Source organism: Pleomorphovibrio marinus, from assembly GCF_003347495.1.
In the GTDB taxonomy this organism is placed as follows: Bacteria; Bacteroidota; Bacteroidia; order Cytophagales; family Cyclobacteriaceae; genus Pleomorphovibrio; species Pleomorphovibrio marinus.
Genome location: NZ_QCXY01000002.1, coordinates 1 through 23,325, shown reverse-complemented (window position 1 = coordinate 23,325; position 23,325 = coordinate 1). Strand labels below are relative to the sequence as shown.

The window sequence follows — 23,325 nt, the reverse complement described above, 5'->3', positions numbered from 1 at the left end:
GCAGGGGCTCATTTTTTCCATGACCTCACCTTATGCCCAAGGAAGGCATAATACATTAAATACAAATAGCAGGGAATGAGTACCCAATAGGCCTCTTTGAGACCCATGGTATCGGCAAAATACCCATACACCATGGGCAGGATGGCATTTCCACAAAGACCCATAATCAATAGGGAAGCACCTATTTTGGTGAATTTTCCAAGCCCATCAAGAGCCAGGGGCCAGATTCCTGCCCATACCAAAGAGTTTGCAAAACCCAGCAATACTACAAACCAGATGGAAATGTCGGCATTCAAGCCCAAAAACATGACCTCTCCACCGAACAAAAAAATGCCTATGGTGAATAGTAAGCCCATACTGGTAAATCCCCTCAGTACTTTTACTTGAGAAAAAAACCGGGGTATAGTAATGATCCCAAAAATATACCCTGCTATCATGGCTGCTAGGGTATAGGAGGGGAACACCCTTGCATCCATCATGGAAATATCCATGGAGATAGCATAACTCATAATGGTATCGATGGCAATTACCTGGGTTCCAACATGAAGAAATATGGCTAGTGCCCCCAAAATTAGGTGGGGAAACTGAAAAATACTCAGTTTGCCTGCATTTGACTTGGCCACTTCATCGGATTCCGATTCTGTGTCTATTTCGGGTAGGGGTGACAGCCTCACCAAGAGTCCCAATACCAAGAGCACCGAACCAACCACAGCATAGGGGACAATTACCCTGCTGATCAACTCGTCCAAATATAAGTTCCTTTCCGCCTCTGCCATTAGGGGGAGTTGGCTCATGATCTCGTCATCGGAAACCCTTAAAATTACCGCGGCAAAAATCAAAGGAGCCAAAATCCCCGCCCCTTTGTTTAGAATTCCCATGATACTGATACGCTGAGCGGCTGATTCCTTTGGCCCCAAAATGGTAATATAGGGATTAGCTGCAGTTTGCAGCACGGCCAATCCCGCGCCTATCATAAACAAACCCAGCAAAAAAAGCTCGTAGGTTCTTCCCATGGCAGCGGGCAAAAACACAAAGGCTCCAAGTGCCATTATCCAGAAACCCACCATCATTCCCTTTTTAAAACCCACGGCTTTTAGCATATAGGAGGCAGGCACAGAAAATATAAAATAGGAGATGTAAAAAGCAAAGGCCACAAGGTAGGACTGAAAGTTATTCAACTCGCAGGCCACCTTAAAATAGGGAATAAGGATGGCATTGACCCAAGAGACAAAACCAAATATGAAGAAGAGGCCACCAATAATGGCAATGGACACATAGGTTTGTCTTTTGCTAAGGTTTCCAACCGCTACAGTCTGGGTTTTGATGGCCATGATTGGTGCTTAAAATCGGTTTTATTTGCTGAGCCTGGAAGCCGCTCCTTTGTCTAGAAACAAGGTGCAGCTGGGATGGCGCTGAAGTATACTGGCAGGAAAAAGGTTGCTCACCTGGTTTTCTACACAGTTTTTTACTGCCTCCGCCTTCCTTTCATCTGGAACGGAGCAAACGATATGTTTAGACTGCATGATTTGATGGATGGACATACTGATGGCTTGCTTAGGGACCGCTTCAAAATCGGGAAACCAACCCTCCCCCAACTGCTGTTTTCTACAAGCCTCATCCAAGTTCACAACCAAATAGGGCTTTTTAGTGTCAAAGTCTGCTGGAGGGTCATTGAAAGCAAGATGTCCATTCTCCCCTATCCCGACAAGAGCTACATCTATGGGGTGCTTATCAATAATCTCGCTTAACCGGTCTGTCTCAACGTGTGGGTCTTTTTGCCCGTCAATGAGGTAATAACCTTTTAACTGCCCCACCTTTTCCAAGAACCTTTCTTTGAGGTACTTTCTGAAACTTGCAGGATGGGAGATTGATAGTCCTATATATTCATCCAAGTGAAACATAGTTACCCTTTCCCATTCGATACTTTTATCACTGATTAAATGACTCAGGGTCTCAAACTGACTGGTCCCTGTGGCCAAAATAATATTGGCACTGCCCTTTTCCTCTATTGCTTTCTGAATGAGCTCCGCTGCCAATTTACCTGCTTTTTGTCCCAAGGATTTGGGGTCTTCACTAATTACTATTTCCATTGGTTTAGGTGATTTTCTAGTCGATCAAACTTAATATTAAGGCAATAAATCCCGTTTTCCAAACTCCTTTTCAACAGAGAAAGGCAAAAAAACAGTAACCTACTTTTATTTAGGCAGTTAAGATGGCGGTTGTTCCACCCTTTGAAAGTTCTATGTCCACAGGTGTGTTCTTTTGCCAGGCTCCTCTTGTGAAATCAGGTATATCCACAGAAGCGGACCGGTTGGCCACTGATTGCTCACTCAGAGGTCCCACCGCAGACCAAGCCGCCGCATCATATACGTCCTGGTCCAGAGGGATACCGTTTCGCAGGCAATCGATCAACCTCCAATCCATCAAAAAGTCCATACCGCCATGTCCACCAATTTGCTTAGCCAACTCCCCAATTCGTTGCACGATGGGAGGTTGGAATTGTTCTTCCAGTTTCTTCATTTCGGATTCGGACAGAAACCCTTCATGACCCAGGGAAATTTTTCCCGGCTCGGGATATTTCTGTGCATAAGCTTTGGTACCACTCACAATATGCAGCCTACTGTAAGGCCTGGGAGAAGTCACATCATGCTGGATGAGGATAGTACGACCTTTTTTAGTCCGTATGGTAGTGTTGTTCATGTTTCCTCTGTACGAACCATCGGCAAACCTGCTGTAAAAATCGTCTTCCTCTGCCAATTCCCTAGCTTTGTCGGCCATCATAAAGTCTGCACTGGATACGGAAACAAGGTATTCCATCAAATCCCCTCTGTTCACATTCATCAATTGCGCAATTGGTCCTAAGCCATGAGTGGGGTAAAGGCTTCCGTTTCTCCTGTTTTGTTTCAGCCTCCACATATCCCAATAGCGACCATTGCTAAAGTTACTCTCTAGCAGTTCATGGATATAGGCACCTTCCCCATGTATAATCTCCCCAAAAAAACCTTGCCTAGCCATATTTAGCGTCAGCAATTCAAAAAAATCATAACAGGTGTTCTCAAGCATCATACAATGCTTCTTGGTGGATTCGGAAGTTTCCACCAATTGCCAACATTCCTCAAGGGTGATTGCTGCGGGGACTTCAACGGCAGCATGTTTTCCTTGCTGCATGGCATAAAGGGCCATGGGGGTGTGCAGATGCCAGGGAGTGGCTATATAGATGAGGTCTATGTCATCCCTTTCACACACTTTTTTCCAGATATCTCCATCTCCAGAGTAGCTTTCTGGTTGATGTTCTGTTTCCCTAATTCGCCCTTGGGCATGTGCAACACGCTCTTGTCGAAGATCGCACAAGGCATTTAGTTCCACCCCTTCAATCTTGCTGAGCCTTTCCACTGCCCCAGGTCCCCTGTTTCCCAAACCTATTACAGCTATCCTTACCTTATCCAAAGCCGGAGCAGCATATCCACTCATATTGAATTTTTGTTCAGTGGTGGAAAGAGCTTGTTGGGGTTGCTTGGGGACGACAGTGGCAGAGACCTGGCCAGTCAAGGTAGCCATCCCGGCCAAACCACCGATTTTTAGAAAATCTCTTCTATTTGGTGCCATGGGCTAATAAGGGGTTATTGTCAAAACAAAAAGGGAACTAGGTATAAATTTTCCCCTGAGGGCATAAAAATACTTTTATAACCCAGAGAAATGAAATAAATTGGAAGAAAATATTTCTAATCCGTTTTTTAGCCACCCATTCACCCAAATAGTATAACCCATAATGAGTCAGAAAAAAACCCAAAACCATGCCTCTCTGGATGTAGGATCGGAAGACTTCTCCTCCAGCGAACACAGACCTAAAGGCCGGAGTAAAAGGTTATTGTCCCTCGACGCCCTGAGAGGATTCGACATGCTCCTGATTTCCGGCGGAGGCACTTTTTTGGTTTTACTGAAAGGTAAAACAGGTATTGCAGCAATAGACTGGTTGGCAGACCAGTTGACCCATCCGGAATGGAATGGTTTCACCTTTTATGATTTTATCTTCCCACTTTTCCTTTTTATTGCAGGCGTTTCCCTGACCTTTTCTTTGCGGAAAGGGATGAATATGGGACTGGGCAAAAAAGCCCTCTATCAAAAAACCTTAATCCGAATGCTTATTTTAATTGGTTTGGGCATTATCTATAAAAACTCCCCAATTCCCTTTTTCGAGCCCTCCCAAATACGCCTGGGCAGTGTGCTGGGAAGAATCGGCATAGCCACCTTTGTGTCAACGGTGCTTTTCCTGAACTTCACCTTTAAACAACGACTAGCATGGGCCTCAGGGATCCTATTGGTATATTATGCTGCCCTTTTCCTCATTCCGGTTCCCGGCCATGGTGCAGGGGATTTAAGCTTTGAGGGAAATTTGGTGGGCTGGTTTGACCGAACCTTTTTACCTGGCCGGCTGCTTCAGGGTAGCTATGATGAGCTCGGCTTGCTTACGCAGTTTCCGGCATTATGCCTGACCATCTTTGGCACCCTTGCAGGACAAATTTTGGGTAAAGCTTGGACAGATTTTAAAAAAATTCAGTACCTGAGCTTGGCAGGAGTGCTGTTGATTGGAGTGGGCTTGGTGTGGAACCTTCATTTCCCCATTAACAAGCACCTCTGGAGTTCTTCCTTCATTGCACTTACCGCTGGAATGGCATTTTTGTTCGTGATGATGTTTTACGTAATTATTGACGTTTGGAAATACAGAAAATGGGCCTTCTTCTTCCAAGTCATTGGACTGAACTCACTCACGATTTATTTTGCCTACAGCTTTATCAATTTCCGATACACCTCGGCCAAGTTGTTTTCCGGGATTTATCAGCCTTTGCCCGAGGATTGGCACAGGGTGGTGGAGGCTTTTGGTGCATTGATGCTGGTTTGGGTTTTCCTGTACATCCTTTACCGCCTCAAAATATTTGTCAAAGTCTAGCCCCGAGTAAGGGGTTCTACCCCAAAGGAAGTATCACCTTTGTTCCCCATCAGATCCAAGGAAAAACACATCTCCGTAGCTATCCCTGACAATGAGAGGGTTGAAATCCGTAGGACAACTCCATCGCGATATCATTCATCCCAATAGGGTCGTGTTATGAAGGCCGGCCCACCGGCCTAATCAATACCGATCCCTACGTTGCAAATTATGCCCAGGGTTACGATATTAAGCATATCTGACATTAAAACTGATGATTTTTAAGGTTAACTGCGTGAGATGATATTAAAATTGAGCAGAAAGTCTATTTTCACATTAATTTTTTCGAATTTTAAGGTTAGTTGACATTCAAATCCAAAATTTAATTGGGGGAGTAAATTTTCGGGGTTGAATATTCCATCTCTACCAGGTTGTTTTTTGCCACTAATTTCACTAATTGGCACGAAGGGGTTGGTTCGTAGTTGTATTCCGTCATTGTTGTACATCCAATAGCCACAATAGTGGATTACTTCCATTAGCCACGGGTTGGCAGCAAGTTTAGGACAGCAAAATGAGAAGAAACTAACAAGAATTTACTAATGGGCTGAATTCTGCCTTCAGCGGGGTATATACTCATAGGTGGATTGCAACCCTAAGGGGATCCCCAACGCCCAATAGATCAGCAGAAATGCCGTCCATACAACAAAGAGAACAAGGGTATAAGGCAACATGATGGATACCAAGGTACCAATCCCTGTGTTTTTCACATAACGCTGGCAGAAAATCACCACCAAGGGGAAATAGGGCAATAATGGGGTGATGATATTGGAAACCGAGTCCCCAACGCGATAGGCGGCCTGCGTGAGGTCGGGGGAAATCCCCAATTGCATCAGCATAGGCACAAAGATAGGGCTGATAAGTGCCCACTTGGCCGAGGCAGAACCCACCAATAAATTTACAAAGGCACTCAATCCCACGATCCCCACAATGGTGACCTGCCCAGGAAGTTGAAGGCTTTCCAGAAAGTTGGCCCCCTTTAGTGCGATCAGGGCTCCAATGTTGGATTTCGTAAAAGCATCTATAAACAGGGCGCAGAAAAAAGCCATCACGATATAATGTGACATGCTCCCCATGGCCTTACTCATGGAGGCCACCATGTCCTTCATGGCGGTATAGGTTCCTGACACGAACCCAAAAATCATCCCGGGAAACCAAAAGACCAAAAAGATCAATGGCACAATGGATCTCATCAATGGGGCAGTGAAGGTGGTAAGCTTACCCCCCTCGTCCCGAAGGCTGGAATCCGTTGGGTATGCCCAGAAAAAGAGCAACACCAGGGAAATCAGCATTACCGCCGTAGCCAACCAAAAAGCTTTTTTTTCCTTCTCGCTAATGGTGTCCATTCGGGGGACATCCTCTATGTTTTCATCAATGGGCAAGGTACGTTTTAGCCTTGGCTCTATCACCCTATCGGTAAGGTACCAACCCACGCCTACCACTACGAAGCTGGATAGGCCTGTGAACAATAAATTATTAAGTGGATTCAATTCAATAGTAGGATCTATGATCTGGGCGGCAGACTGGGTAAAACTCTGCAGCAAGGGGTCAATACTGGAAGGAATAAAATTGGCACTGAAGCCACCGGACACGCCTGCAAAGGTGGCAGCTATACCAGCTAGGGGGTGCCTGCCTGCAGCATAATAAATGATGCCACCCAAGGGAATCACCAAGACATACCCCGCATCAGCCGCAGTATGGCTTACGATGGCCACGAGGATCAAAATTGGGGTGAGCAGGGATTGTGGAGTAAACCCCAAGAGATATTTCAATCCCGCATTGATATATCCCGAATGCTCAGCCACTCCTACTCCAAGCATCGCCAACAAGACCACTCCGAGGGGAGGGAAATTGATAAATACGTTGATCATATTAGCCAAAAAATTGGCCAATTGAGTGCTGGTCAATAAGTTTTGCACCAACAGGGGCTCCCCCGTACGAGGATCCGTTTCGCCAAAATCAAAAGGGGATAGAAATGCCGATAGCCCCCAAGTCAGCAGCATCAACATTAAGAAAAGTATAGCAGGGTCCGGCAGTTTGTTACCCAACCGTTCCACTACATTCAGAAATTTATCTAACCATGATGACCGCTTCTCGGGATTTTCCATGCGTTTACTTTTTTGGGTAAACCCAAAAATAGGCAAGCATGTTAATTATTTAATGTTTCTGTGAAAAAATGAGGACTATTGCATCACTTCTATGCTCGAAAGTTCAGGACTTCCCCCTCTATTGCCGCAGCCTGCTGCCACATAATAGTCACCATTGATCTCCACTACCTGGAAACCATGTCTTCCCCTTTGCAAGCGGTTCAGCAAGGTCCATCCTTTATCTGGGGCAAAATATTCCACCTCATCATGAGCGGCAACCTGATCTATACTTTCTCCTCCTACTACGATAAAGCCTTCCTTGTAGGCAATGGTGGAGCTCCCAGCCCTTTGGGTAGGCAGGTCCTCTGATTCTCCCAGTGTTTCCCATTCACCGGAGGAGAAATCATATACATCTACTTCCCCGTAGGTCAGCTCAAAGGAGTGACCCTCCTTGGCAAAGGATTTTCTTCCCCCAACAGCATACAGCTTGTTGTCTACCACCACAGCTTGGAAATGATCCCTTACCCTAGGTAAATCTGCAAGTTTCTTCCAATCTCCGGTCCTTGGGTCATATTCATCCAAATAATCCCTGTTATCTGCCCAATGTCCGTCTTCAATACCTCCAACTACGTAAAACTTTTCGTTATGTAGCACCACGCCGGCCGCTCCCCTTCTCCTACCCTCAGGAATCTCATGGCCCTTGGTCCATTCATCGGTAGCGGGGTCATAGATATATACGTTTGGTACAGGCGTTTCATGGGGAAATCCACCGGTAAAAGCGCCAATTACATAGATTTTATCTTCAAAAACCAGGGCCTGATAATGATGCAATTCAAGAGGGGCTTTGGACTTCTCCGTCCACTTGTTGGTGTTGGGGTCGTATTCCTCCACCGGCTTGTCTGCCCCCCTTCCTCCCATCAAATAGACCTTGCCATTTACCGCTGCACTGGCACATTCATGGCGCTCGGTACAGGTATTGACAGGATCTAGGGTTTCCCAGCTCTGGGCGAACAGAGGGGTGGAAAGCAACATCAAAAACAGCGAAAGTTGGCTACTAAGGTGTTTCATTGTAAGAAGGTTGGTTGACGACTGATTAAACTGTTCCAAAGGGGCCTAAATTGGTTAGCATCCAAAATTAAGGGCTTTACCCATAGTGGTGAATGTAAATATACACATCTTCAAATATTTTGACGAATTAACGGAGAATGATATTTATCCAGCCTTGAGTTTCGCAGCTGACAGAGAAAACAAGGTGTCTCAGATTTCAATATGAAGTTTTTGTTTGACCAAACTATTGCGCTCAATCTGGCTTTTTTCTAAAAAGGGTTTGATTAGACCTTCCCAGGCATATCGTTGTGACCGTTGCGTATTCCGTTGCGACCGTTGCGTGAAATTTTCCTATATGCTTGGTCTCAACCTACGAAAAATCATCCCAACAAATCTTAAGATAGACTCCCTCGCATTCCCCTCTCTTTATACCTATCCTTACCCATTCATTCTTGTCTTCATTTACACTCCTAAAAATCAATAACCACAAACCCAAGTTCATCAGAGAAATTCTGATACACCCATAGCTTCCCGTCTTTGGCAAAATACTTGACAGATTCGGTACTCAACTCAGGAATAGCGCATTCAACAATTAAATTGAACGCCTCATCAAAAACAGACAGGTACACCACAACATCTTTAATTTCCGGTAGAAATGCTCCTTCTTCCCGAAATTCCGAGAAAACTCTTTTGGCGGATAAACGCATATACCGCTTCTTAACTCTGTCCCACACCGGGGGGCCAAACCTTACTTGTTCCAAAAGCTTTTGATATTCTGTTGTAATCTGATCCTCGGAGGAAATGGTTGTTCCGCTAAGGTCTTTCGCCCGCTTAGGTGTCATTTTAGGTTCGTAATGGACAGTTTGGATTTGCTCCCCTTCAGCATTAAACTGGTATATTTCGTTTGAAAATTGATGGCTAATCAGGATTAAATCATTTTCAGCCGTCAGGTAAACAATAGGGTCCAGATAGGTGAAATTTTTCGGATCGTCAATCGACAAAACGAAATTATGATAGGACTTTTCAGATTCTATATCAAATCGTTTAACGGAGTTATCTCCAACTGACAAAACATCAAGAAAGACATCCCGATTTTTATGGTCATAGTTTAACCCAACTACTTTCAAATTACTGGAGCCAATGGCAATCTCATTTTGAGGAATTTCCCCATATTTCAAACCACCTGAATCAATAGCATTCACCCAGTCCACTCTTTCTATCAGGCTCCCATTCTTTGCGAATACGCCGGATTTACCGAATGACTTGATAAAAATAAAACTATCATTTAACAAATTAATAGTATTAACATGCTCACCTGTTCCATCAGGTCCTTCGGCTTCGAATGGATAATTATTTACAATTTCAGGGTCATCAAGATTTACTTCATCGATAGAATGATCAAACCCATTATACAAAAAAATTGCGCTTTCTTTATCATTCAAATCTGAGTTCCATATACCTCTTTTCAAATCTAAAAGCCGATCCTTGGAATCAATGATAACCGTATCCACCGAATACACTAAATCATGGCTATCACCCTCCCCCTTCTTCTGTTGGCAGGAGATGAAAATAAATAGGACTACTATTAACAATAAAAACCTCATTTCATTTTCAGTTGGTAAAAGAAGAAGCCAGACTAATTGCTGGTTTCTTCTAGAGTTAATTAATTCGCTGAATTAAACCATATATGGTCAAACACACATGGTTCCTGTTCAATTGATTTTGTTCTTCATTACCAAATTTCACCCATCCTGAAGACGATTTAGTAAAGCAACATTTTGTAAACATATTCATTTTATGCATATACTCGCAGGCAAATGCTCACGTTTAACCATTTTTAACCCTGAACCTGTACTGGGTCGGTAACGCAAATTGGATAAATTTTGAGATTTTTTGCGTACTTTCGTAGTAAAGATGAAGAAAAATGAGTACACTACGAATCATACAAGTGGAATTACCGTCAGATATCCTGTTAGCCTTGAATGAAGATGAATCAGGACTACAAAAAGATATAAAATTGTCATATGCAATGCGTTTGTACCAGCTTCAGAAATTGACAATAGGCAAAGCCGCCCAATTAGCTGGAATGTCTCGATTGGAATTTGAAAACAAACTCGCTGATAACCAAATACAGATATCAAATCTGACTTATGAGGATGTTCTTGACGACTTGGAGAAATTAAAATAGAATGAAAAATGGATTGGTTATTGCCGATGCAGGTCCAATTTTCTCACTAGCTGTCGTTAAAAAATTAGGCTTGCTCAACGAATTGTTTGATGATATAAAGATTCCTAAGGCAGTATGGGAAGAGATAACACTACAGACAGGTGCGTCATTTCACGCAAATATTGTTGAATTCTTTAAAAATAAGATCGTAGACGTTAAAGGGTTTAATGAATTGACCTTTATGATGGATTATGGAGAATCCGAAGCGGTAATTCTTTATAAGGAGCAGAAAGCAGATTTTTTATTGATCGATGATAAGAAGGCGAGAAGGATCGCTGAAAATTTTGGAATGAACTGTATAGGTACTATAGGATTGCTTCTAATTTCAAAAGAAAAAGGATTGATTAATGAATTAAGACCAATTTTTTTAGAGTTTTTAAGAAATAAAAGATTCTATTCGATTAATTTACTGAATAGACTGCTGAATGACAGGAATGAAAGCCCACTAAATTACTAGCCCGAAAATGCGCCGTTTTTATTGAATAAGAAAACCAATTCAGAAAATCCCATTTTTTTTTCTCTACCGGGGAGGCAAAATAAACTCTTCAATGATCGCCAAGTTTCCTCAATTTTTGGCTAAAGCTAACGCTGGGGTTTTGGAACCCTAATACAAGGAATGGGCTAAAGCCGCATTCCTATTGGGGGAAATTCGGCTATTGATTTATTAGCTATAATTTGATACAGAATTCCGGTTGATCAATTACTATAGCCTTAGCTGTAGGCAATATGGAGGAATTGGAATGGGCTAACGCCACAATTCTAATCACCCATCCCCAAACGGATAAACCCCATTTGATCATCCATATTTTCATAAATCCAAATCTTACCTTCACAAATAAAGCCCCTTTAGATGAAGCAGGATGCCTTGCATTTTTAGGATAGGGTTTGGCCAAACCCCAACGGGGTTTAACCTCTCAGTAACCATGGGTGCAGCGATAGCGGAACCCATGGATGAGACTGATTAGTTTTGATGTGTTTTGGCAGCTGCGATCGTTGTACTTCCATCAATTTTCCGCCAAAACCCTGATCAGATGACCCTTGGGCACTACAGTTTTCCTGGACCCACCCTCCAATTTTAGCTTTTTAATTATACATTTTATTAATCACTCCTCATTAACCCCACCCGAAACAGCCTGAAAAAATCCTCCTCCACCTCCTCGTCCGGGGTTTCCTGCATCCAGAGTTCGCCGTTTCGGACCAGCATGCTTCTTGGACCCAGCCTACCCGGCACAAAATCATGGATCAAATTTCCGAGCGTATCGAGAATGGCTATACGGTATTGGTATTTCTTCTTCATCCTCGCATTAAAGTCGACGATTTTTTCGGGAGTCTGATTGTCCCATACCTACTTTACCACATGTTCAACGATAACCTTGTTAGTACAAACAACCCCGAAAAAACAGGTATTCAAGATTGTAAAAACGTCTTGAAGGCCTGATAATCATTCGGCAAAGCCAATGACTTCTTTTTCCCCTCCATAAAAGCGGCAAGGCGTTCGGGTAATTCCAGTTCAATTTCCAGTGTTTCCTCCACTACGTCCCTGAATTTACCGGGATGGGCAGTCTCCAAAAAAATACCATTCGCCGCAAAATCGTGTTCGGAAAGATAATCCTTGAGGCCTAAATAAGCTACCGCACCATGGGGATCCATCACATACCCAGTACTGCTCTTTACTGCCCTCATGGCCATGCGGGTCTCTTCATCAGAATAAAAGCAACCCTTTATGTGGTTCTTAACTTTTTCTTCATCTCCATCGTACAATGCCAGCAACCGATAAAAATTACTGGGGTTACCCACATCCATGCTGTTGCTGATGGTTTGCAGGGAAGGCTTCGCTTCAAAGCCCCCTCCGGACAAATAATCAGGAACCACCTTGTTGATGTTGGTGGCCGCAATAAATTTACTTACCGGCAAGCCCATCCTATACGCCAATATCCCTGCGGCCAGATTACCGAAATTCCCGCTGGGAACCGAAAACACCAATGGAAGTTCAGGGTTCTCCAGTTGGGCATAGGCCCTGAAATAATACAGGCATTGAGGTATCCAGCGTGCAATGTTGATGGAATTGGCGGAGGTAAGCAGCATTTTCTGGTTTAGCTCTGTATCTAAAAATGCCCGCTTTACCATGGTTTGACAATCGTCAAACACCCCATCGATCTCAAGGGCCGTCACATTTCCCCCAAGGGTGGTAAACTGCATTTCCTGAAGCTTACTTACCTTTCCCTTGGGATAAAGTACCACTACTTCCACACCTTCCACTCCATAGAAACCATTGGCCACGGCACTTCCGGTGTCCCCTGAGGTGGCTACCAGAACCTTTATTTTTTCCCCTTGCACCAGCAGGCTCATCAGCTTACTACAAAACCTGGCCCCTACATCCTTAAAGGCCAAAGTAGGGCCATGAAAAAGTTCCAAGGAATAAACATTGGGCTCTACCTCCACTAAGGGAACATCAAAGGCGAGGGTATGCTCTACCAGGTCATTGATCTCCTTTTCGGAAAGGTCTTCATTAAAAAGCGCTCCAATGACCGTTTTGCCTATAGTCAAGAAATCCATCCCCTTTAGGGAAGAAAAAAAATCTACCGGCAAGGAAGGAATCTGATCAGGCATATACAATCCCTGATCAGGGGCCAACCCTTTAATCACTGCCTCCCTCAACGAAACCAAGTGCGAGGGGTTATTGGTGCTAAAATAGTTCATGGTAACCCTATTGCGGGTAATTCTAGTTTATTATTTCTTTTCTTCAATGACATAGGCACCGCGGGTATTGATGGCTGACACGTATACATCGATATCCAGTCCTATTTTTTCAAACACCTTTTGGCTGATTTGACTGACCTCCCAGGCAATTTCTTCTTTAGGGGACAGGATAAAGATGGTAGGCCCAGAACCGGATATGCCACATCCTAAAGCCCCAGCTTTTTTGATAGCTTCCTTCACCTCATCGTATCCTGGGATCAGTATAGAACGGGAGGGTTCGGCGATGACATCATTCAATGACCTGCTGATCAAGCCCATGTCCTCCTGATACAGCCCTGCTACCAATCCGGCAATATTCCCAGACTGAATGGTGGCGTCCTTTAGTGTGACATTTTTCCTCAAAACGCTCCTTGAGTCGGCAGTATTGATTACCAAGTGTGGGTGCACCAAGGTGCAATAAAGACCTCTGGGGACATTCAATGGAATCACGTCCAGAGGGTGGTATTCCCGAATCAATACAAAACCTCCCAACAAGGCCGGGGAAACATTATCTGCATGACCTGCACCGCAGGCCACTCGCTCTGCTTCTATAGCATAAGGCAGCAATGCGGCCTTTTCCAGTGGGTTTCCAAGCAACCTGTTTGTGGCCACAAGGGCCGCTACTGCACTTGCCGCACTTGAGCCCATCCCCGAGCCCAATGGCAGTCCTTTGTAAAGGGCTATATCCAACCCCCCATTAAAACCAAGATCTTTTAGCATGGCGGTAACCGCCACACCACAGGTATTTTTTTCAATCGCCTTGGGCAATTTACCTTGATCCCCTTCTATATGGGTGACTCTCACTTCTTCCTTGTCGTTAAAGGAAACGGTGACTTTGTCCCCTAAACCATCTACGGCAAAACCAAGTATGTCAAAACCACAGGACACGTTGGCTACAGTAGCTGGGGCAAATGCGGTGACTTTCTTCATTTCCATACCTATCGAGAATAATTTCCAAGCCTTATTATATCCGCAAAAACACCAGCAGCAGTCACATCTGCACCTGCACCTGGTCCCCTGATGATCATGGGGAATTCATGGTATCTTTCCGTTGTGAAAAGGATCATATTGTCACTTCCTTCCAGTGCGTAGAAGGGGTGTTTGCTATTTACGGACTTGAGACCAACAGTGGCCTTGCCGTTTTCCAACACTGCCATAAACCTCAATTTCTCCTTTTTCTTATTGGCTTCTTCCAGAAGCCCTTTAAAGTGCCCATCATGAGCCTTCAGCTTTTCCAAGAATTCACCCACGTCCTTTAGATGAGCACAATCCTCCGGCACCATACTCTGCACCGAAACATCCTCAAAATGAAGCTCTTGCTCAGCTTCCCTACCGAGAATAAGGATTTTTCTCGCCACATCCATGCCGCTCAGGTCGTCTCTGGGATCGGGTTCTGTATATCCTTTTTCCCTTGCTTGGGCCACCACCTCACTGAAGGGAATGCCCTTACTTAACTCACTAAAGATGTAATTCATGGAGCCACTTAGGACCCCTTCGATTTTTATCACCCTATCTCCACTGAGGATCAAGTCCTGTAGGGTACTGAGCACAGGGAGACCTGCGGCAACGTTGGTTTCATAGAGGAATTTGATATTCCGCTGTCCGGACAGTTTCTTCAGTTCCTTATATTTTTCCAGAGAGCCGGAATTCGCCTTTTTGTTTGGGGTCACTATAGCCACTTTGGATTCCAACACCCTTTGATAACAATCAGCTACTTCCTGGGATGCAGTACAGTCCACCATCACGGAGTTCGAGAAGTTCATGGAATTCATGGTGTTGAGAAAAACCTGCAAATTCATGGGCAGGTCCTTCTCAGAGGGTACGGGAACCTGGTCCAGTTCAAAACCGTCTTCATCAAAAGCCATGTACCTGGAATTTGCCAATCCGTGGATTTTAATGTCCAGCATGCTGTCAGCCTGCAACTTGGAAAGCTGCTGGTGGATCATTTTTATCAAGGTCTTACCTATCAACCCTACGCCCACCAGGAAAACGTGCAGTACTTTGCTATCGGAAAGGAAAAATGCCTCGTGCAAGGCATTCAGGGCTTTTTGTAAATCCGACTGCCGGATGACCGCGGAAATGTTCAACTCTGAACTCCCCTGGGCAATGGCAGAAACATTGATATTGTTACGTCCCAAGGCCTGGAACAACCGGCCGCTGGCACCTGGATGGTGCTTCATGTTTTCACCCACCACGGCAATTACCGCCATGTTGGGCATGATCACCACGTTGTCCATCTCGCCGGCGATGATTTCGTAATGAAACTCCTTTTCTATTATTTCCTTGGCCACATTTGCATCCTCGGTCTTTATTGCCACACAGATACTGTGCTCAGAGGAGGCCTGGCTGATCAAGATGACATTTACCCCTGACCGTGCAAGAGAGCCGAACACCCTGCTGCTCACTCCCACCACTTCAACCAATCCCGAGCCCTGTATATTGAGCAGGGAAATTTGGCTCAAGGAAGATATTCCCTTGATGAGTTTAGAGGTTTCAGAAGTTTCACAAATCAGGGTACCCTTGTTTTGGGGATCGAAGGTACTCTTTATATAGATGGGGATCTTTCTCCGCATTGCCGGCTGCATGGTAGCGGGAAAAACCACCTTTGCCCCAAAATGGGAAAGCTCCATGGCCTCGTTATAGCTGAGTTGCGGAATAGTGATGGCAGAATACACCAACTTGGGATCAGCGGTCATTACACCAGGAACGTCAGTCCATATTTCCAGGGAATCTGCTTTAAGGGCGGCTGCAAAAATGGCCGCAGTATAGTCCGAACCACTTCTTCCAAGAGTGGTGGTTTCCCCCTTATCGGTGGAGGACACAAACCCTGTCACGACCATCATCCCGCTATTTTGGGAATAGAAATCGTAAATCAGTTGGTTGGTGGTGGGGAAATTGACTTTTGCATTGCCAAACCCATCATTGGTACGGATGACCTCCCTAGCGTCCAAAAAAACAGTCTCCAAGTCAAGTGCTTTAAGGGCTTCGGCGAGGATAAAGGCGGAAATCCTTTCCCCAAAACTTACCACGTAATCCGAAGTTCGGGCAGAAAATTCCTTGATCAAAAAGATTCCGTGATAAAGATCTTCCAATTCATTGAAACGGATTTTGACGTAGGTTAAAACAGTGGATTGCTTTTGTACAGGAATCAACTGCTTCACCAACTGCATGTGCCTTTTTTCCATGGACAAGAGCAAGGGCTGATAGGCCGCATCATTACTTTTGGCAAGTTCAGCACATTTAAGCAAGTCTTCGGTCACACCCCCGAAGGCAGAAAATACTACAGCTATTTCCTGTCCTTGCTTTTCTTCTTTGATAATAGCAAGAACCCGTTTGATTCTTTCTAAATCACCTATGGACGATCCTCCAAATTTTAATATTTTCATTTTATATAGTGTGGATTAAAAGATGAATAAAAGGCTGTAAAGCCTCTGACGAAGGGGTAATATGGTAATCGACACGGGGTTACCCCGTGGTGCTGGTAGAAATAGTAATCCTGTTGGTAAAAAAATAGGTGCAGTCGGAGCCATTGGCGAAGGGCCTTTTAGTGGTAGTTTTCGAAAATCTCACTGCGAATACCATGCTTTTTCTTTTGACAGGGCAATTCTAAGGACATTTTTTTTATATCACAAATTTTTAGGACCCAAAAGGCCCTTAAGGCTTAAATTATAATAAGCTTTCTCCCTACCAAACTACAATCCTCAGCTCTTCTTCCTTCTGGCATCCAGAATATGGGTGATTTTCCAATCTTGACCATTAAAAAGGAATTACATGGCATTCACTCCACAATGACTCAGTTCCCATTGATATCCCCTCCGGTGTTTGTCTTCACATCTATAACTTTTGGATCTCCGTAATAGGTGACTCTACCCCTTGTAGCTGCACTTCCTTTTACAGATTCTTTTACGGAAATTTCCCCCTTGGCGTTGGTATTTGCCCGAATGTCTACGTGGGATACGCTAAGCCCCTTGGCATCTATCTCTGAATTGGTGAATAATTGGAAATCCAAGTTCTCTGCCTCTCCCTTCAGAAAAATACGTGAATTTGTCTGAGCTTCCAAGCTTAAGTCATGGGCCTTCACTTCTGCTTCTATATAGGCACTTGTGGCGGTGGTGATTTTCACATCCCTTGCCTCAATTCTCTCCTTCCCAAATACCTTAGCACTAGTATTGGCGTGCACCTGGTCGATATCCACATAGGTAATTGTGGCCTTTACCGAACTTGCCCTAGGCGAGCTTCCAGAAATTGCTACCTCAAGAATGCGGTCTGTTACTTTAGTTTCCACCTTGTCTAACTCCACAGCGGTAGCGGTGATGCTGATTTCGTGTTTATCCCCTTTTACCAGAGTAGCCTCTATGCCATTGGAGACCTTTATACCGTTAAATGGCTTCAAGGACCTAGTTACTTCTTCCGTTTGGGCAAGGAGGTTATTGGCAAGGAGGAATAGCCCTACCAGGCAAGTCCATCCAAAAGTCATATTTCTCATTTTCAACTGTTTTACTTCTTAGGGTGACTATTTTTAAAAGACTAAACCCCTCCATATAGTTTAAAGGTCATATTTCTCAAGGAATTGCTGATGGCTGCATAATGCATGGCCTCCGCAATATCAGCTGGGCTTACCCATTGAGAGAAATCAGCATCCGACATTGCCTCCCTATTTGGGGGAGTATCTATAATGCTCGGCACAAAGACATGAGACCTTATTTTAGAGTCTGCAACCTCCCTGGCGGTATATTCTGCCAAGTCTATCACGAGCCCCTTGCTCAAAGCATATGCCAAAGCACCCAAACCTTCTTCTTTCTGTAGAGACGGGCGTGCCCCCACAAACAAAAAGCTCCCAGAATCCGATCTTTTCATCGTAGGTAAGAAATACTTGACCATGTTGAAAGCACTGTAGAAATTGAGTTTTATCATGGCTTCTAAATCCGAAATGCTGGTGTCTTCTAAACCTCCGGGAGCAAAGCCCCCTACCAACAAAGCCAGGCATTCCAAGTTGCCGTACTGAATATTATATTCTGTAGAAAAGGCCTTTACTTGTTCCTCATCCGTGACGTCCACCTTATAAATATCATCAGCTTCTTCAAGTTCCTCATCACTGTCCTTTTCAATGATGGCAATTACCTTATAACCCTCCCTTTTAAATTTACTTACCACTGCCTTGCCTAAATTCCCTGTACTACCCGTGATAATGATATTTCTGTCCATAAATTGATAAATTGGTTTTCAAAAAGCATATTTTTGTTCCACTAATGCATAAAATTAAGATTATTTTCTCAAAAACTGCATGAAATCTAAAAAAGACCAAATTGAATTTGGGGAGAATAAAAGACGTATCATTTTTGGTCTCAAGGTGTTAACCTATATAGCCTTAATTTTTGTCTCCGAAGCACACCTTCAACGATTCCCAGAGAAATTTCACACCCAACTTTATAATTTGGTAAGCGGTCTCGAGTTTTATTTAGCAGGTGCAATTATTGTTTCCCTGGGAAGGTTCGCTTTGGTAAGGTTTTATCTGCGGAAAAAGGATCAGGAACGAATTCACAGCAATTTTCTGCTCGGCATTAACTGGATTGCGAGTATCATCAATGTTCTGATTGTACTGATCAGCTTGATGATTTTTTTCAATATCCGACCATTGGAATTCCTCTCCAGCATCACCATAGTTGCAGCGGCCATTGCACTTTTGTCCAAGGATTACATCACCAATATGATCAATGGACTTATCATAATGTTTTCGGATCAGCTTACTCTTGGGGATCACATCAAAGTGGGGGATTTTAAGGGAAGAATTCAGGATATTACCTTACTGAACGTTGTCATCCTAAACGAAGACGACGACTTGGTCATGATCCCAAACAGCCTGTTGCTATCCGCCCAGGTAATCAACCACAGCAGGCAAAACATCAGAAAGCTTAGTTTCGAATTTGAAATCAAACTGAATGAACGCTTAGATATTGATGAGATTGACAAAGGAATAAAGGCCTTAATCCACACATTGGGGAATAAAATCAATCAGAACACCTATGTACTCAAAGCGACAGCTATACTAAAGGATTCGGTAAAATTGAAACTCCAAGTACAATTGAACACCTATGAGCGAAATGCAGAAAAGGAAGTAAGAAGAAAAATCAACCAAAAAATTATAAAACTCTCCAGTGAAATCCAGTAGGGAAAATTTTTTTGATATGGTGTACCAGGTGGTTCGCTTGATCCCAGAGGGCAGGGCAACCTCTTATGGGGCAATTGCCCATTATCTGGGAGCAAAATCCGGTGCAAGGATGGTGGGTTATGCCATGAATGCCAGTCATTCCAAACCTGATGTGCCCGCACATCGGGTAGTGAACCGGAATGGGGTATTGACAGGTAAACATCATTTCGAAAAACCAAATAAAATGCAAGAGCTCTTGGAAAAAGAAGGTGTAGGAATAAAAGACAACCGTATTGTTGATTTTCAAACTATCTTTTGGGATCCAACGGAGGAGTTAAAATTATAGCTCCTGCATTTTTGAAATAAAGGGACAGCCATTTCTGGGTAAATCTATATTTATAGTTTTTGGCATGGATATTGAAAAAGAAGTTTTCAACTAGCAGGACTTAACCTTACAATGCCCCTTAATTGCATTGTTAACAAAAAGTCAAAAGATTTGTTAACAGATTGTTACCCAGAGTTCAAATTATTTGAATTTTAAAAATATTTATTTAAAAATATTGAAAAATAAAAATCTTTTATTTAGATTTGAAATACATTTTTACCTGTTTAAAACACTAATATTAGTTTAGAAATGGTGGATAAGTGTTTTTCAAAAGTATAAATTGAGGGATATAGCTATGAGTGGAATTTTAACCAAAGAGAAACCAGTAAAGCGCATACCTAAAAAAAATGTGCCTTACCAGACCAAGTTTTTGTCCTATAGCTTTTTGACTGACACTCAAGAAAGTTTAAAAAGGTCTATGGATGTCTTATTCAGCCTTTTTGTCTTCGTTTTTATCATTTCCTGGCTTTTTCCAATCATAGGCATTTTAATAAAACTGGACACCAAGGGCCCAATTTTCTTTAGGCAGCTTCGGCATGGTAAAAACAACATTCCTTTTTATTGTTACAAGTTCAGGACCATGCATGCCAACAGTGAGGCCGACACAAGGCAGGCCACAGAAGATGACCCGAGGGTTACCCAAATGGGTAAGTTCTTGAGGAAATCCAGTTTAGATGAATTACCTCAGTTTTTTAATGTCTTTTTAGGAGAAATGTCCGTAGTGGGGCCTAGACCGCATGCCATCCCTATGAATAACAAATTCAGTGAGGAAATTGACAATTTCATGTACAGGCATGCCGTAAAGCCCGGAATTACAGGGTTAGCCCAAGCGAAGGGGTTTAGAGGAGAGACTAAGGATTTTTTCGACATATATTCCAGGTGCAAGCTGGACATTTTCTATGTGAACAACTGGTCCCCTTGGCTAGACTTTAAAATAATGATTTGGACCGTTTATTCATTATTTCAAAATAATTCCAAGGTTTATTAGATTTACCAAATCCTAATCAACCTTTTTCTTCAATATCCAAAGGCCGATAAACATCAATAGCCCATTTAGAATTAGGATTTCAAACCCGAACTTATACCCCCATAGCCACTTTTCGGAATTGCTGGAAATAAAGAATGCCATTAATGGAGCTAATATCGCCGGAAATGGCACCCAGCGATCCTTCACATTGTGACGGGTGAAAAGTCCAAATGCGTATAATCCTAGCAATGGGCCATAGGTGTACCCTGCAAGTATGAATACAGCATTTATGACACTTTGGTCATTGATATAATTGATTACTAAAATCACCAAAAACATCAAAAGGGTAAACCCCAAGTGTACAGATTTCCGGACAGCCACCTGATTTTTGAGAGGTATGGCAGTTTCTATTCTCAAAAAATCATGACAAAAGGAAGTGGTCAAAGCAGTAAGAGTGGAGTCAGCACTTGAATACGCAGCCGCAGTAATGCCCAAAACAAAAACAGTACCGGCAAAGAATGAAAAATGGGAAGTGGCTAAAAGTGGATACAGGTCATCTGTCCGGGCCGGAATGGAAATCCCTTCGTGTTCGGCATAGATGTACAATAAAACACCAAGTGCCAAAAACACCAAGTTGACCACTACCAAAATGTTGGTGAACCAGAACATGTTTTTTTGTGCATCGGCCAGGTTTCTACAGGTAAGGTTTTTTTGCATCATATCCTGGTCTAGTCCAGTCATCACAATCACTATGAAGGCTCCGGAAAAAAACTGTTTGAAAAAATTGGTACCATCCTGCCAGTCCCAGTTAAAAATATCGGATTCCGGTCGCTGGGACACGATTAGCATCATATCCCAAAAGGAGTCAATAGACAACTCCTTCATTACCAAAACTATACTGGTGACCACAGCAGCAAGCATAAAAAAGGTCTGGAGAGTGTCCGTCCAGACCACAGTCTTAATGCCCCCCTTGTGGGTATAAAGCCAAATAAGCCCCACGGTGATCAAAACTGTCCCCCAAAAAGGTATCCCCCAATGATCAAAAAGTATAAGCTGCAATACACCTGCCACCAAGAATACACGGATCGAGGATCCCAAAGTCCGGGAGAGGATAAAGAAAAATGCACCTGTCTTATAGGACCAAAAGCCGAACCTTTGCTCCAGGTATCCATAAATGGAGATTAGGTTTAACTTGTAATACAAAGGCAAGAGCAATTTTGCGATCACGGCATAGCCTAAGGTATAGCCTAAAACAACCTGAAAATAATAGAAATTCGATTGGCCAACCTCACCGGGCACAGAAATAAAGGTAACCCCAGACAGCGAGGCACCAATCATACCAAAAGCCACCAAAAACCAGGGGGATTCCCTGTCTCCTGTAAAAAAGGTCTGAGATGTCAATTTTCTGGAAGTAAACCAAGAAATGGCGAACAACACCAAAAAATAGGATGTTATGACTAACAGTACAATAGTAGAATCCATAATTTGATCGCTGAAATAGGCCGCTAAAGTTGTGATTTATTATTAACTTTGCAAAATGGAACCTTTAGAACATTTATTGGAAAACGAACAAGAAGTACTACTGGAGGATTTGGTTGACAAAGAGGAGCATGACCTTATCGTTTACAATGATGACTTCAATACCTTCGAACACGTGATCAAGGTACTTATGAAAGTGTGCAAGCATACCCAAGAACAAGCTGAGCAATGCACCCTGATCATCCATTACAAAGGCAAATGTTCGGTCAAAAAAGGGAGTGTGCCAAAGTTGAAGCCCATGTGCGAATCAATTTTGGATGCGGGAATCCAAGCAGAAATCCTTTAACCCCTTCTCATTGTAGTGAATTTCCCCTCCAAGCTCATCGAGGACGCGGTGACAGAAATCAGCAGGCTTCCGGGTATAGGCAAAAAAACTGCCCTACGGCTATCCTTGCACCTGCTCAAACAACCCGCATCTTCCTCGCAATCACTTGCCTCTGCCATCCTTGACCTTAGGGAGAAAACCCAATATTGCAAGGTATGTCACAATATATCGGATGCGGAGGTGTGTGCGGTTTGTACAAGTCACAAAAGGGACAATTCCTTAATCTGCGTGGTAGAGGACCTTCCAGACGTCCTTGCCATTGAAAACACCTCCCAGTTTAACGGCCTTTACCACGTGCTAGGGGGAGTGATCTCCCCCATGAAAGGGATAGGTCCTGAAGATGTACAGTTGGAGTCCTTGATAAGGAGGGTTCAACAGCCTTACCAGGGAGTGAAAGTCGGGGAAATTATACTTGCCCTTCCGGCCACCATGGAAGGCGACACTACGGCTTTTTACCTGACAAGAAAATTAAAGGACAAAAACATCAAAATAAGCACCATTGCCCGCGGTATACCAGTGGGAAGTGAGTTGGAGTTTACTGATGAGGTGACCTTGGGGAGAAGCATCCTTACACGGATAAATTATTCCACGGAATAATTTGGCAGATCAGAATCAGGTTCTATATTTGCAATCCCAAATGCATGGTGAATCCCTGCAATCAGTATCTTTGGACTAGAGCGTCCCGACAGGCATCGGGAAGGTCAGCGGTTCGAGTCCTAAGTTGAAAGTAACAGATGGGGGATTAGCTCAGTTGGCTAGAGCGTCCCGACAGGCGACGGGAAGGTCAGCGGTTCGAGTCCTAAGTTGAAAGTAACAGATGGGGGATTAGCTCAGTTGGCTAGAGCGTCCCGACAGGCGTCGGGAAGGTCAGCGGTTCGAG

General features: G+C 43.6%; 21 protein-coding genes. 8 read left to right on the top strand and 13 right to left on the bottom strand.

The features are described from left to right. Positions 1-8 precede the first annotated feature (8 nt). The 3 genes from DB520_RS06145 to DB520_RS06135 form a co-directional block, all read right to left on the bottom strand. Positions 9-1,331, bottom strand: coding sequence for a sugar MFS transporter (locus tag DB520_RS06145; protein WP_114748833.1), 1,323 nt, complete (start codon positions 1,329-1,331; stop codon positions 9-11). 21 nt (positions 1,332-1,352) lie between these two features. Next, positions 1,353-2,090 (bottom strand): glucosamine-6-phosphate deaminase, encoded by a 738-nt coding sequence (locus DB520_RS06140; protein ID WP_114748832.1) that lies wholly within the window; start codon positions 2,088-2,090, stop codon positions 1,353-1,355. A 109-nt stretch (positions 2,091-2,199) separates the two neighbouring features. Continuing rightward, the gene (locus DB520_RS06135) at positions 2,200-3,606 is read right to left on the bottom strand and encodes a Gfo/Idh/MocA family oxidoreductase (RefSeq protein WP_114748831.1); all 1,407 of its coding nucleotides are present in this window, start codon (positions 3,604-3,606) and stop codon (positions 2,200-2,202) included. A gap of 163 nt (positions 3,607-3,769) precedes the next feature. Between DB520_RS06135 and DB520_RS06130 the strand changes: the two genes are divergently transcribed. After that, entirely contained in the window at positions 3,770-4,948 is a 1,179-nt protein-coding gene (locus DB520_RS06130; protein ID WP_114748830.1) for an acyltransferase family protein, read from the top strand. 593 nt (positions 4,949-5,541) lie between these two features. Here DB520_RS06130 and DB520_RS06120 read toward each other — a convergent pair. The 3 genes from DB520_RS06120 to DB520_RS06110 form a co-directional block, all read right to left on the bottom strand. Next, the gene (locus DB520_RS06120) at positions 5,542-7,089 is read right to left on the bottom strand and encodes an AbgT family transporter (protein ID WP_114749390.1); all 1,548 of its coding nucleotides are present in this window, start codon (positions 7,087-7,089) and stop codon (positions 5,542-5,544) included. A 75-nt stretch (positions 7,090-7,164) separates the two neighbouring features. Then, positions 7,165-8,136, bottom strand: a complete 972-nt coding sequence (locus tag DB520_RS06115) for a Kelch repeat-containing protein (RefSeq protein WP_114748828.1) — start codon at positions 8,134-8,136, stop codon at positions 7,165-7,167. A 449-nt stretch (positions 8,137-8,585) separates the two neighbouring features. Further along, complete coding sequence (locus DB520_RS06110) at positions 8,586-9,719, bottom strand: DUF4221 family protein (protein ID WP_114748827.1); 1,134 nt, start codon at positions 9,717-9,719, stop codon at positions 8,586-8,588. A gap of 320 nt (positions 9,720-10,039) precedes the next feature. Here DB520_RS06110 and DB520_RS06105 point away from each other — a divergent pair, with 320 nt between their 5' ends. Together DB520_RS06105 and DB520_RS06100 are read left to right on the top strand one after the other, a co-directional pair. Beyond that, complete coding sequence (locus tag DB520_RS06105) at positions 10,040-10,303, top strand: UPF0175 family protein (protein WP_114748826.1); 264 nt, start codon at positions 10,040-10,042, stop codon at positions 10,301-10,303. 1 nt (position 10,304) lies between these two features. Then, positions 10,305-10,799, top strand: a complete 495-nt coding sequence (locus DB520_RS06100; protein ID WP_114748825.1) for a DUF3368 domain-containing protein — start codon at positions 10,305-10,307, stop codon at positions 10,797-10,799. A gap of 642 nt (positions 10,800-11,441) precedes the next feature. On the opposite strand, the gene DB520_RS06095 is transcribed toward DB520_RS06100, so the two are convergent. The 6 genes from DB520_RS06095 to DB520_RS06070 all read right to left on the bottom strand — a co-directional run bounded on the left by DB520_RS06095 (position 11,442) and on the right by DB520_RS06070 (position 18,286). Next, positions 11,442-11,639, bottom strand: a complete 198-nt coding sequence (locus DB520_RS06095; RefSeq protein ID WP_114748824.1) for a hypothetical protein — start codon at positions 11,637-11,639, stop codon at positions 11,442-11,444. A 110-nt stretch (positions 11,640-11,749) separates the two neighbouring features. Further along, positions 11,750-13,042 (bottom strand): threonine synthase, encoded by a 1,293-nt coding sequence (gene thrC / locus DB520_RS06090; RefSeq protein WP_114748823.1) that lies wholly within the window; start codon positions 13,040-13,042, stop codon positions 11,750-11,752. A 30-nt stretch (positions 13,043-13,072) separates the two neighbouring features. Beyond that, on the bottom strand, positions 13,073-14,011 hold the full coding sequence (locus DB520_RS06085; RefSeq protein WP_114749389.1) for a homoserine kinase: 939 nt from the start codon (positions 14,009-14,011) through the stop codon (positions 13,073-13,075). 8 nt (positions 14,012-14,019) lie between these two features. Then, positions 14,020-16,467: a bifunctional aspartate kinase/homoserine dehydrogenase I gene (thrA, locus tag DB520_RS06080; RefSeq protein ID WP_114748822.1), complete on the bottom strand. Its 2,448-nt coding sequence runs from the start codon at positions 16,465-16,467 to the stop codon at positions 14,020-14,022. A gap of 407 nt (positions 16,468-16,874) precedes the next feature. Continuing rightward, positions 16,875-17,567 carry a head GIN domain-containing protein gene (locus DB520_RS06075; RefSeq protein WP_114748821.1) on the bottom strand — a complete coding sequence of 231 codons (693 nt, stop codon included), beginning with the start codon at positions 17,565-17,567 and terminating at the stop codon, positions 16,875-16,877. Positions 17,568-17,608: 41 nt separating this feature from the next. Beyond that, the gene (locus tag DB520_RS06070; protein WP_114748820.1) at positions 17,609-18,286 is read right to left on the bottom strand and encodes an SDR family NAD(P)-dependent oxidoreductase; all 678 of its coding nucleotides are present in this window, start codon (positions 18,284-18,286) and stop codon (positions 17,609-17,611) included. A gap of 79 nt (positions 18,287-18,365) precedes the next feature. On the opposite strand from DB520_RS06070, the gene DB520_RS06065 reads away from it, so the two are divergent. From DB520_RS06065 to DB520_RS06055, 3 genes are all read left to right on the top strand, one after another. Next, positions 18,366-19,250 (top strand): mechanosensitive ion channel family protein, encoded by an 885-nt coding sequence (locus tag DB520_RS06065; protein ID WP_114748819.1) that lies wholly within the window; start codon positions 18,366-18,368, stop codon positions 19,248-19,250. 16 nt (positions 19,251-19,266) lie between these two features. After that, positions 19,267-19,575 (top strand): MGMT family protein, encoded by a 309-nt coding sequence (locus DB520_RS06060; protein ID WP_198675275.1) that lies wholly within the window; start codon positions 19,267-19,269, stop codon positions 19,573-19,575. Positions 19,576-19,909: 334 nt separating this feature from the next. Further along, positions 19,910-20,602, top strand: coding sequence for a sugar transferase (locus DB520_RS06055; protein WP_114748817.1), 693 nt, complete (start codon positions 19,910-19,912; stop codon positions 20,600-20,602). A gap of 12 nt (positions 20,603-20,614) precedes the next feature. Here DB520_RS06055 and DB520_RS06050 read toward each other — a convergent pair whose 3' ends face one another. Continuing rightward, positions 20,615-22,063: a sodium:solute symporter gene (locus DB520_RS06050; protein ID WP_114748816.1), complete on the bottom strand. Its 1,449-nt coding sequence runs from the start codon at positions 22,061-22,063 to the stop codon at positions 20,615-20,617. Positions 22,064-22,118: 55 nt separating this feature from the next. Between DB520_RS06050 and DB520_RS06045 the strand changes: the two genes are divergently transcribed. Together DB520_RS06045 and recR are read left to right on the top strand one after the other, a co-directional pair. After that, a complete protein-coding gene (locus DB520_RS06045; RefSeq protein ID WP_114748815.1) occupies positions 22,119-22,406 on the top strand; it encodes an ATP-dependent Clp protease adaptor ClpS in 288 nt (95 codons plus the stop codon). Positions 22,407-22,421: 15 nt separating this feature from the next. Beyond that, entirely contained in the window at positions 22,422-23,042 is a 621-nt protein-coding gene (gene recR, locus DB520_RS06040; RefSeq protein WP_114748814.1) for a recombination mediator RecR, read from the top strand. Positions 23,043-23,325: the final 283 nt, after the last annotated feature.

Excerpts from the sequence above, each read along its gene's own strand:
- DB520_RS06145 (WP_114748833.1), bottom strand. The coding sequence starts at position 1,331 with ATGGCCATCAAAACCCAGACTGTAGCGGTTGGAAACCTTAGCAAAAGA.
- DB520_RS06140 (WP_114748832.1), bottom strand. The coding sequence starts at position 2,090 with ATGGAAATAGTAATTAGTGAAGACCCCAAATCCTTGGGACAAAAAGCA.
- DB520_RS06135 (WP_114748831.1), bottom strand. The coding sequence starts at position 3,606 with ATGGCACCAAATAGAAGAGATTTTCTAAAAATCGGTGGTTTGGCCGGG.
- DB520_RS06130 (WP_114748830.1), top strand. The coding sequence starts at position 3,770 with ATGAGTCAGAAAAAAACCCAAAACCATGCCTCTCTGGATGTAGGATCG.
- DB520_RS06120 (WP_114749390.1), bottom strand. The coding sequence starts at position 7,089 with ATGGAAAATCCCGAGAAGCGGTCATCATGGTTAGATAAATTTCTGAAT.
- DB520_RS06115 (WP_114748828.1), bottom strand. The coding sequence starts at position 8,136 with ATGAAACACCTTAGTAGCCAACTTTCGCTGTTTTTGATGTTGCTTTCC.
- DB520_RS06110 (WP_114748827.1), bottom strand. The coding sequence starts at position 9,719 with ATGAGGTTTTTATTGTTAATAGTAGTCCTATTTATTTTCATCTCCTGC.
- DB520_RS06105 (WP_114748826.1), top strand. The coding sequence starts at position 10,040 with ATGAGTACACTACGAATCATACAAGTGGAATTACCGTCAGATATCCTG.
- DB520_RS06100 (WP_114748825.1), top strand. The coding sequence starts at position 10,305 with ATGAAAAATGGATTGGTTATTGCCGATGCAGGTCCAATTTTCTCACTA.
- DB520_RS06095 (WP_114748824.1), bottom strand. The coding sequence starts at position 11,639 with ATGAAGAAGAAATACCAATACCGTATAGCCATTCTCGATACGCTCGGA.
- thrC (WP_114748823.1), bottom strand. The coding sequence starts at position 13,042 with ATGAACTATTTTAGCACCAATAACCCCTCGCACTTGGTTTCGTTGAGG.
- DB520_RS06085 (WP_114749389.1), bottom strand. The coding sequence starts at position 14,011 with ATGAAGAAAGTCACCGCATTTGCCCCAGCTACTGTAGCCAACGTGTCC.
- thrA (WP_114748822.1), bottom strand. The coding sequence starts at position 16,467 with ATGAAAATATTAAAATTTGGAGGATCGTCCATAGGTGATTTAGAAAGA.
- DB520_RS06075 (WP_114748821.1), bottom strand. The coding sequence starts at position 17,567 with ATGAGAAATATGACTTTTGGATGGACTTGCCTGGTAGGGCTATTCCTC.
- DB520_RS06070 (WP_114748820.1), bottom strand. The coding sequence starts at position 18,286 with ATGGACAGAAATATCATTATCACGGGTAGTACAGGGAATTTAGGCAAG.
- DB520_RS06065 (WP_114748819.1), top strand. The coding sequence starts at position 18,366 with ATGAAATCTAAAAAAGACCAAATTGAATTTGGGGAGAATAAAAGACGT.
- DB520_RS06060 (WP_198675275.1), top strand. The coding sequence starts at position 19,267 with ATGGTGTACCAGGTGGTTCGCTTGATCCCAGAGGGCAGGGCAACCTCT.
- DB520_RS06055 (WP_114748817.1), top strand. The coding sequence starts at position 19,910 with ATGAGTGGAATTTTAACCAAAGAGAAACCAGTAAAGCGCATACCTAAA.
- DB520_RS06050 (WP_114748816.1), bottom strand. The coding sequence starts at position 22,063 with ATGGATTCTACTATTGTACTGTTAGTCATAACATCCTATTTTTTGGTG.
- DB520_RS06045 (WP_114748815.1), top strand. The coding sequence starts at position 22,119 with ATGGAACCTTTAGAACATTTATTGGAAAACGAACAAGAAGTACTACTG.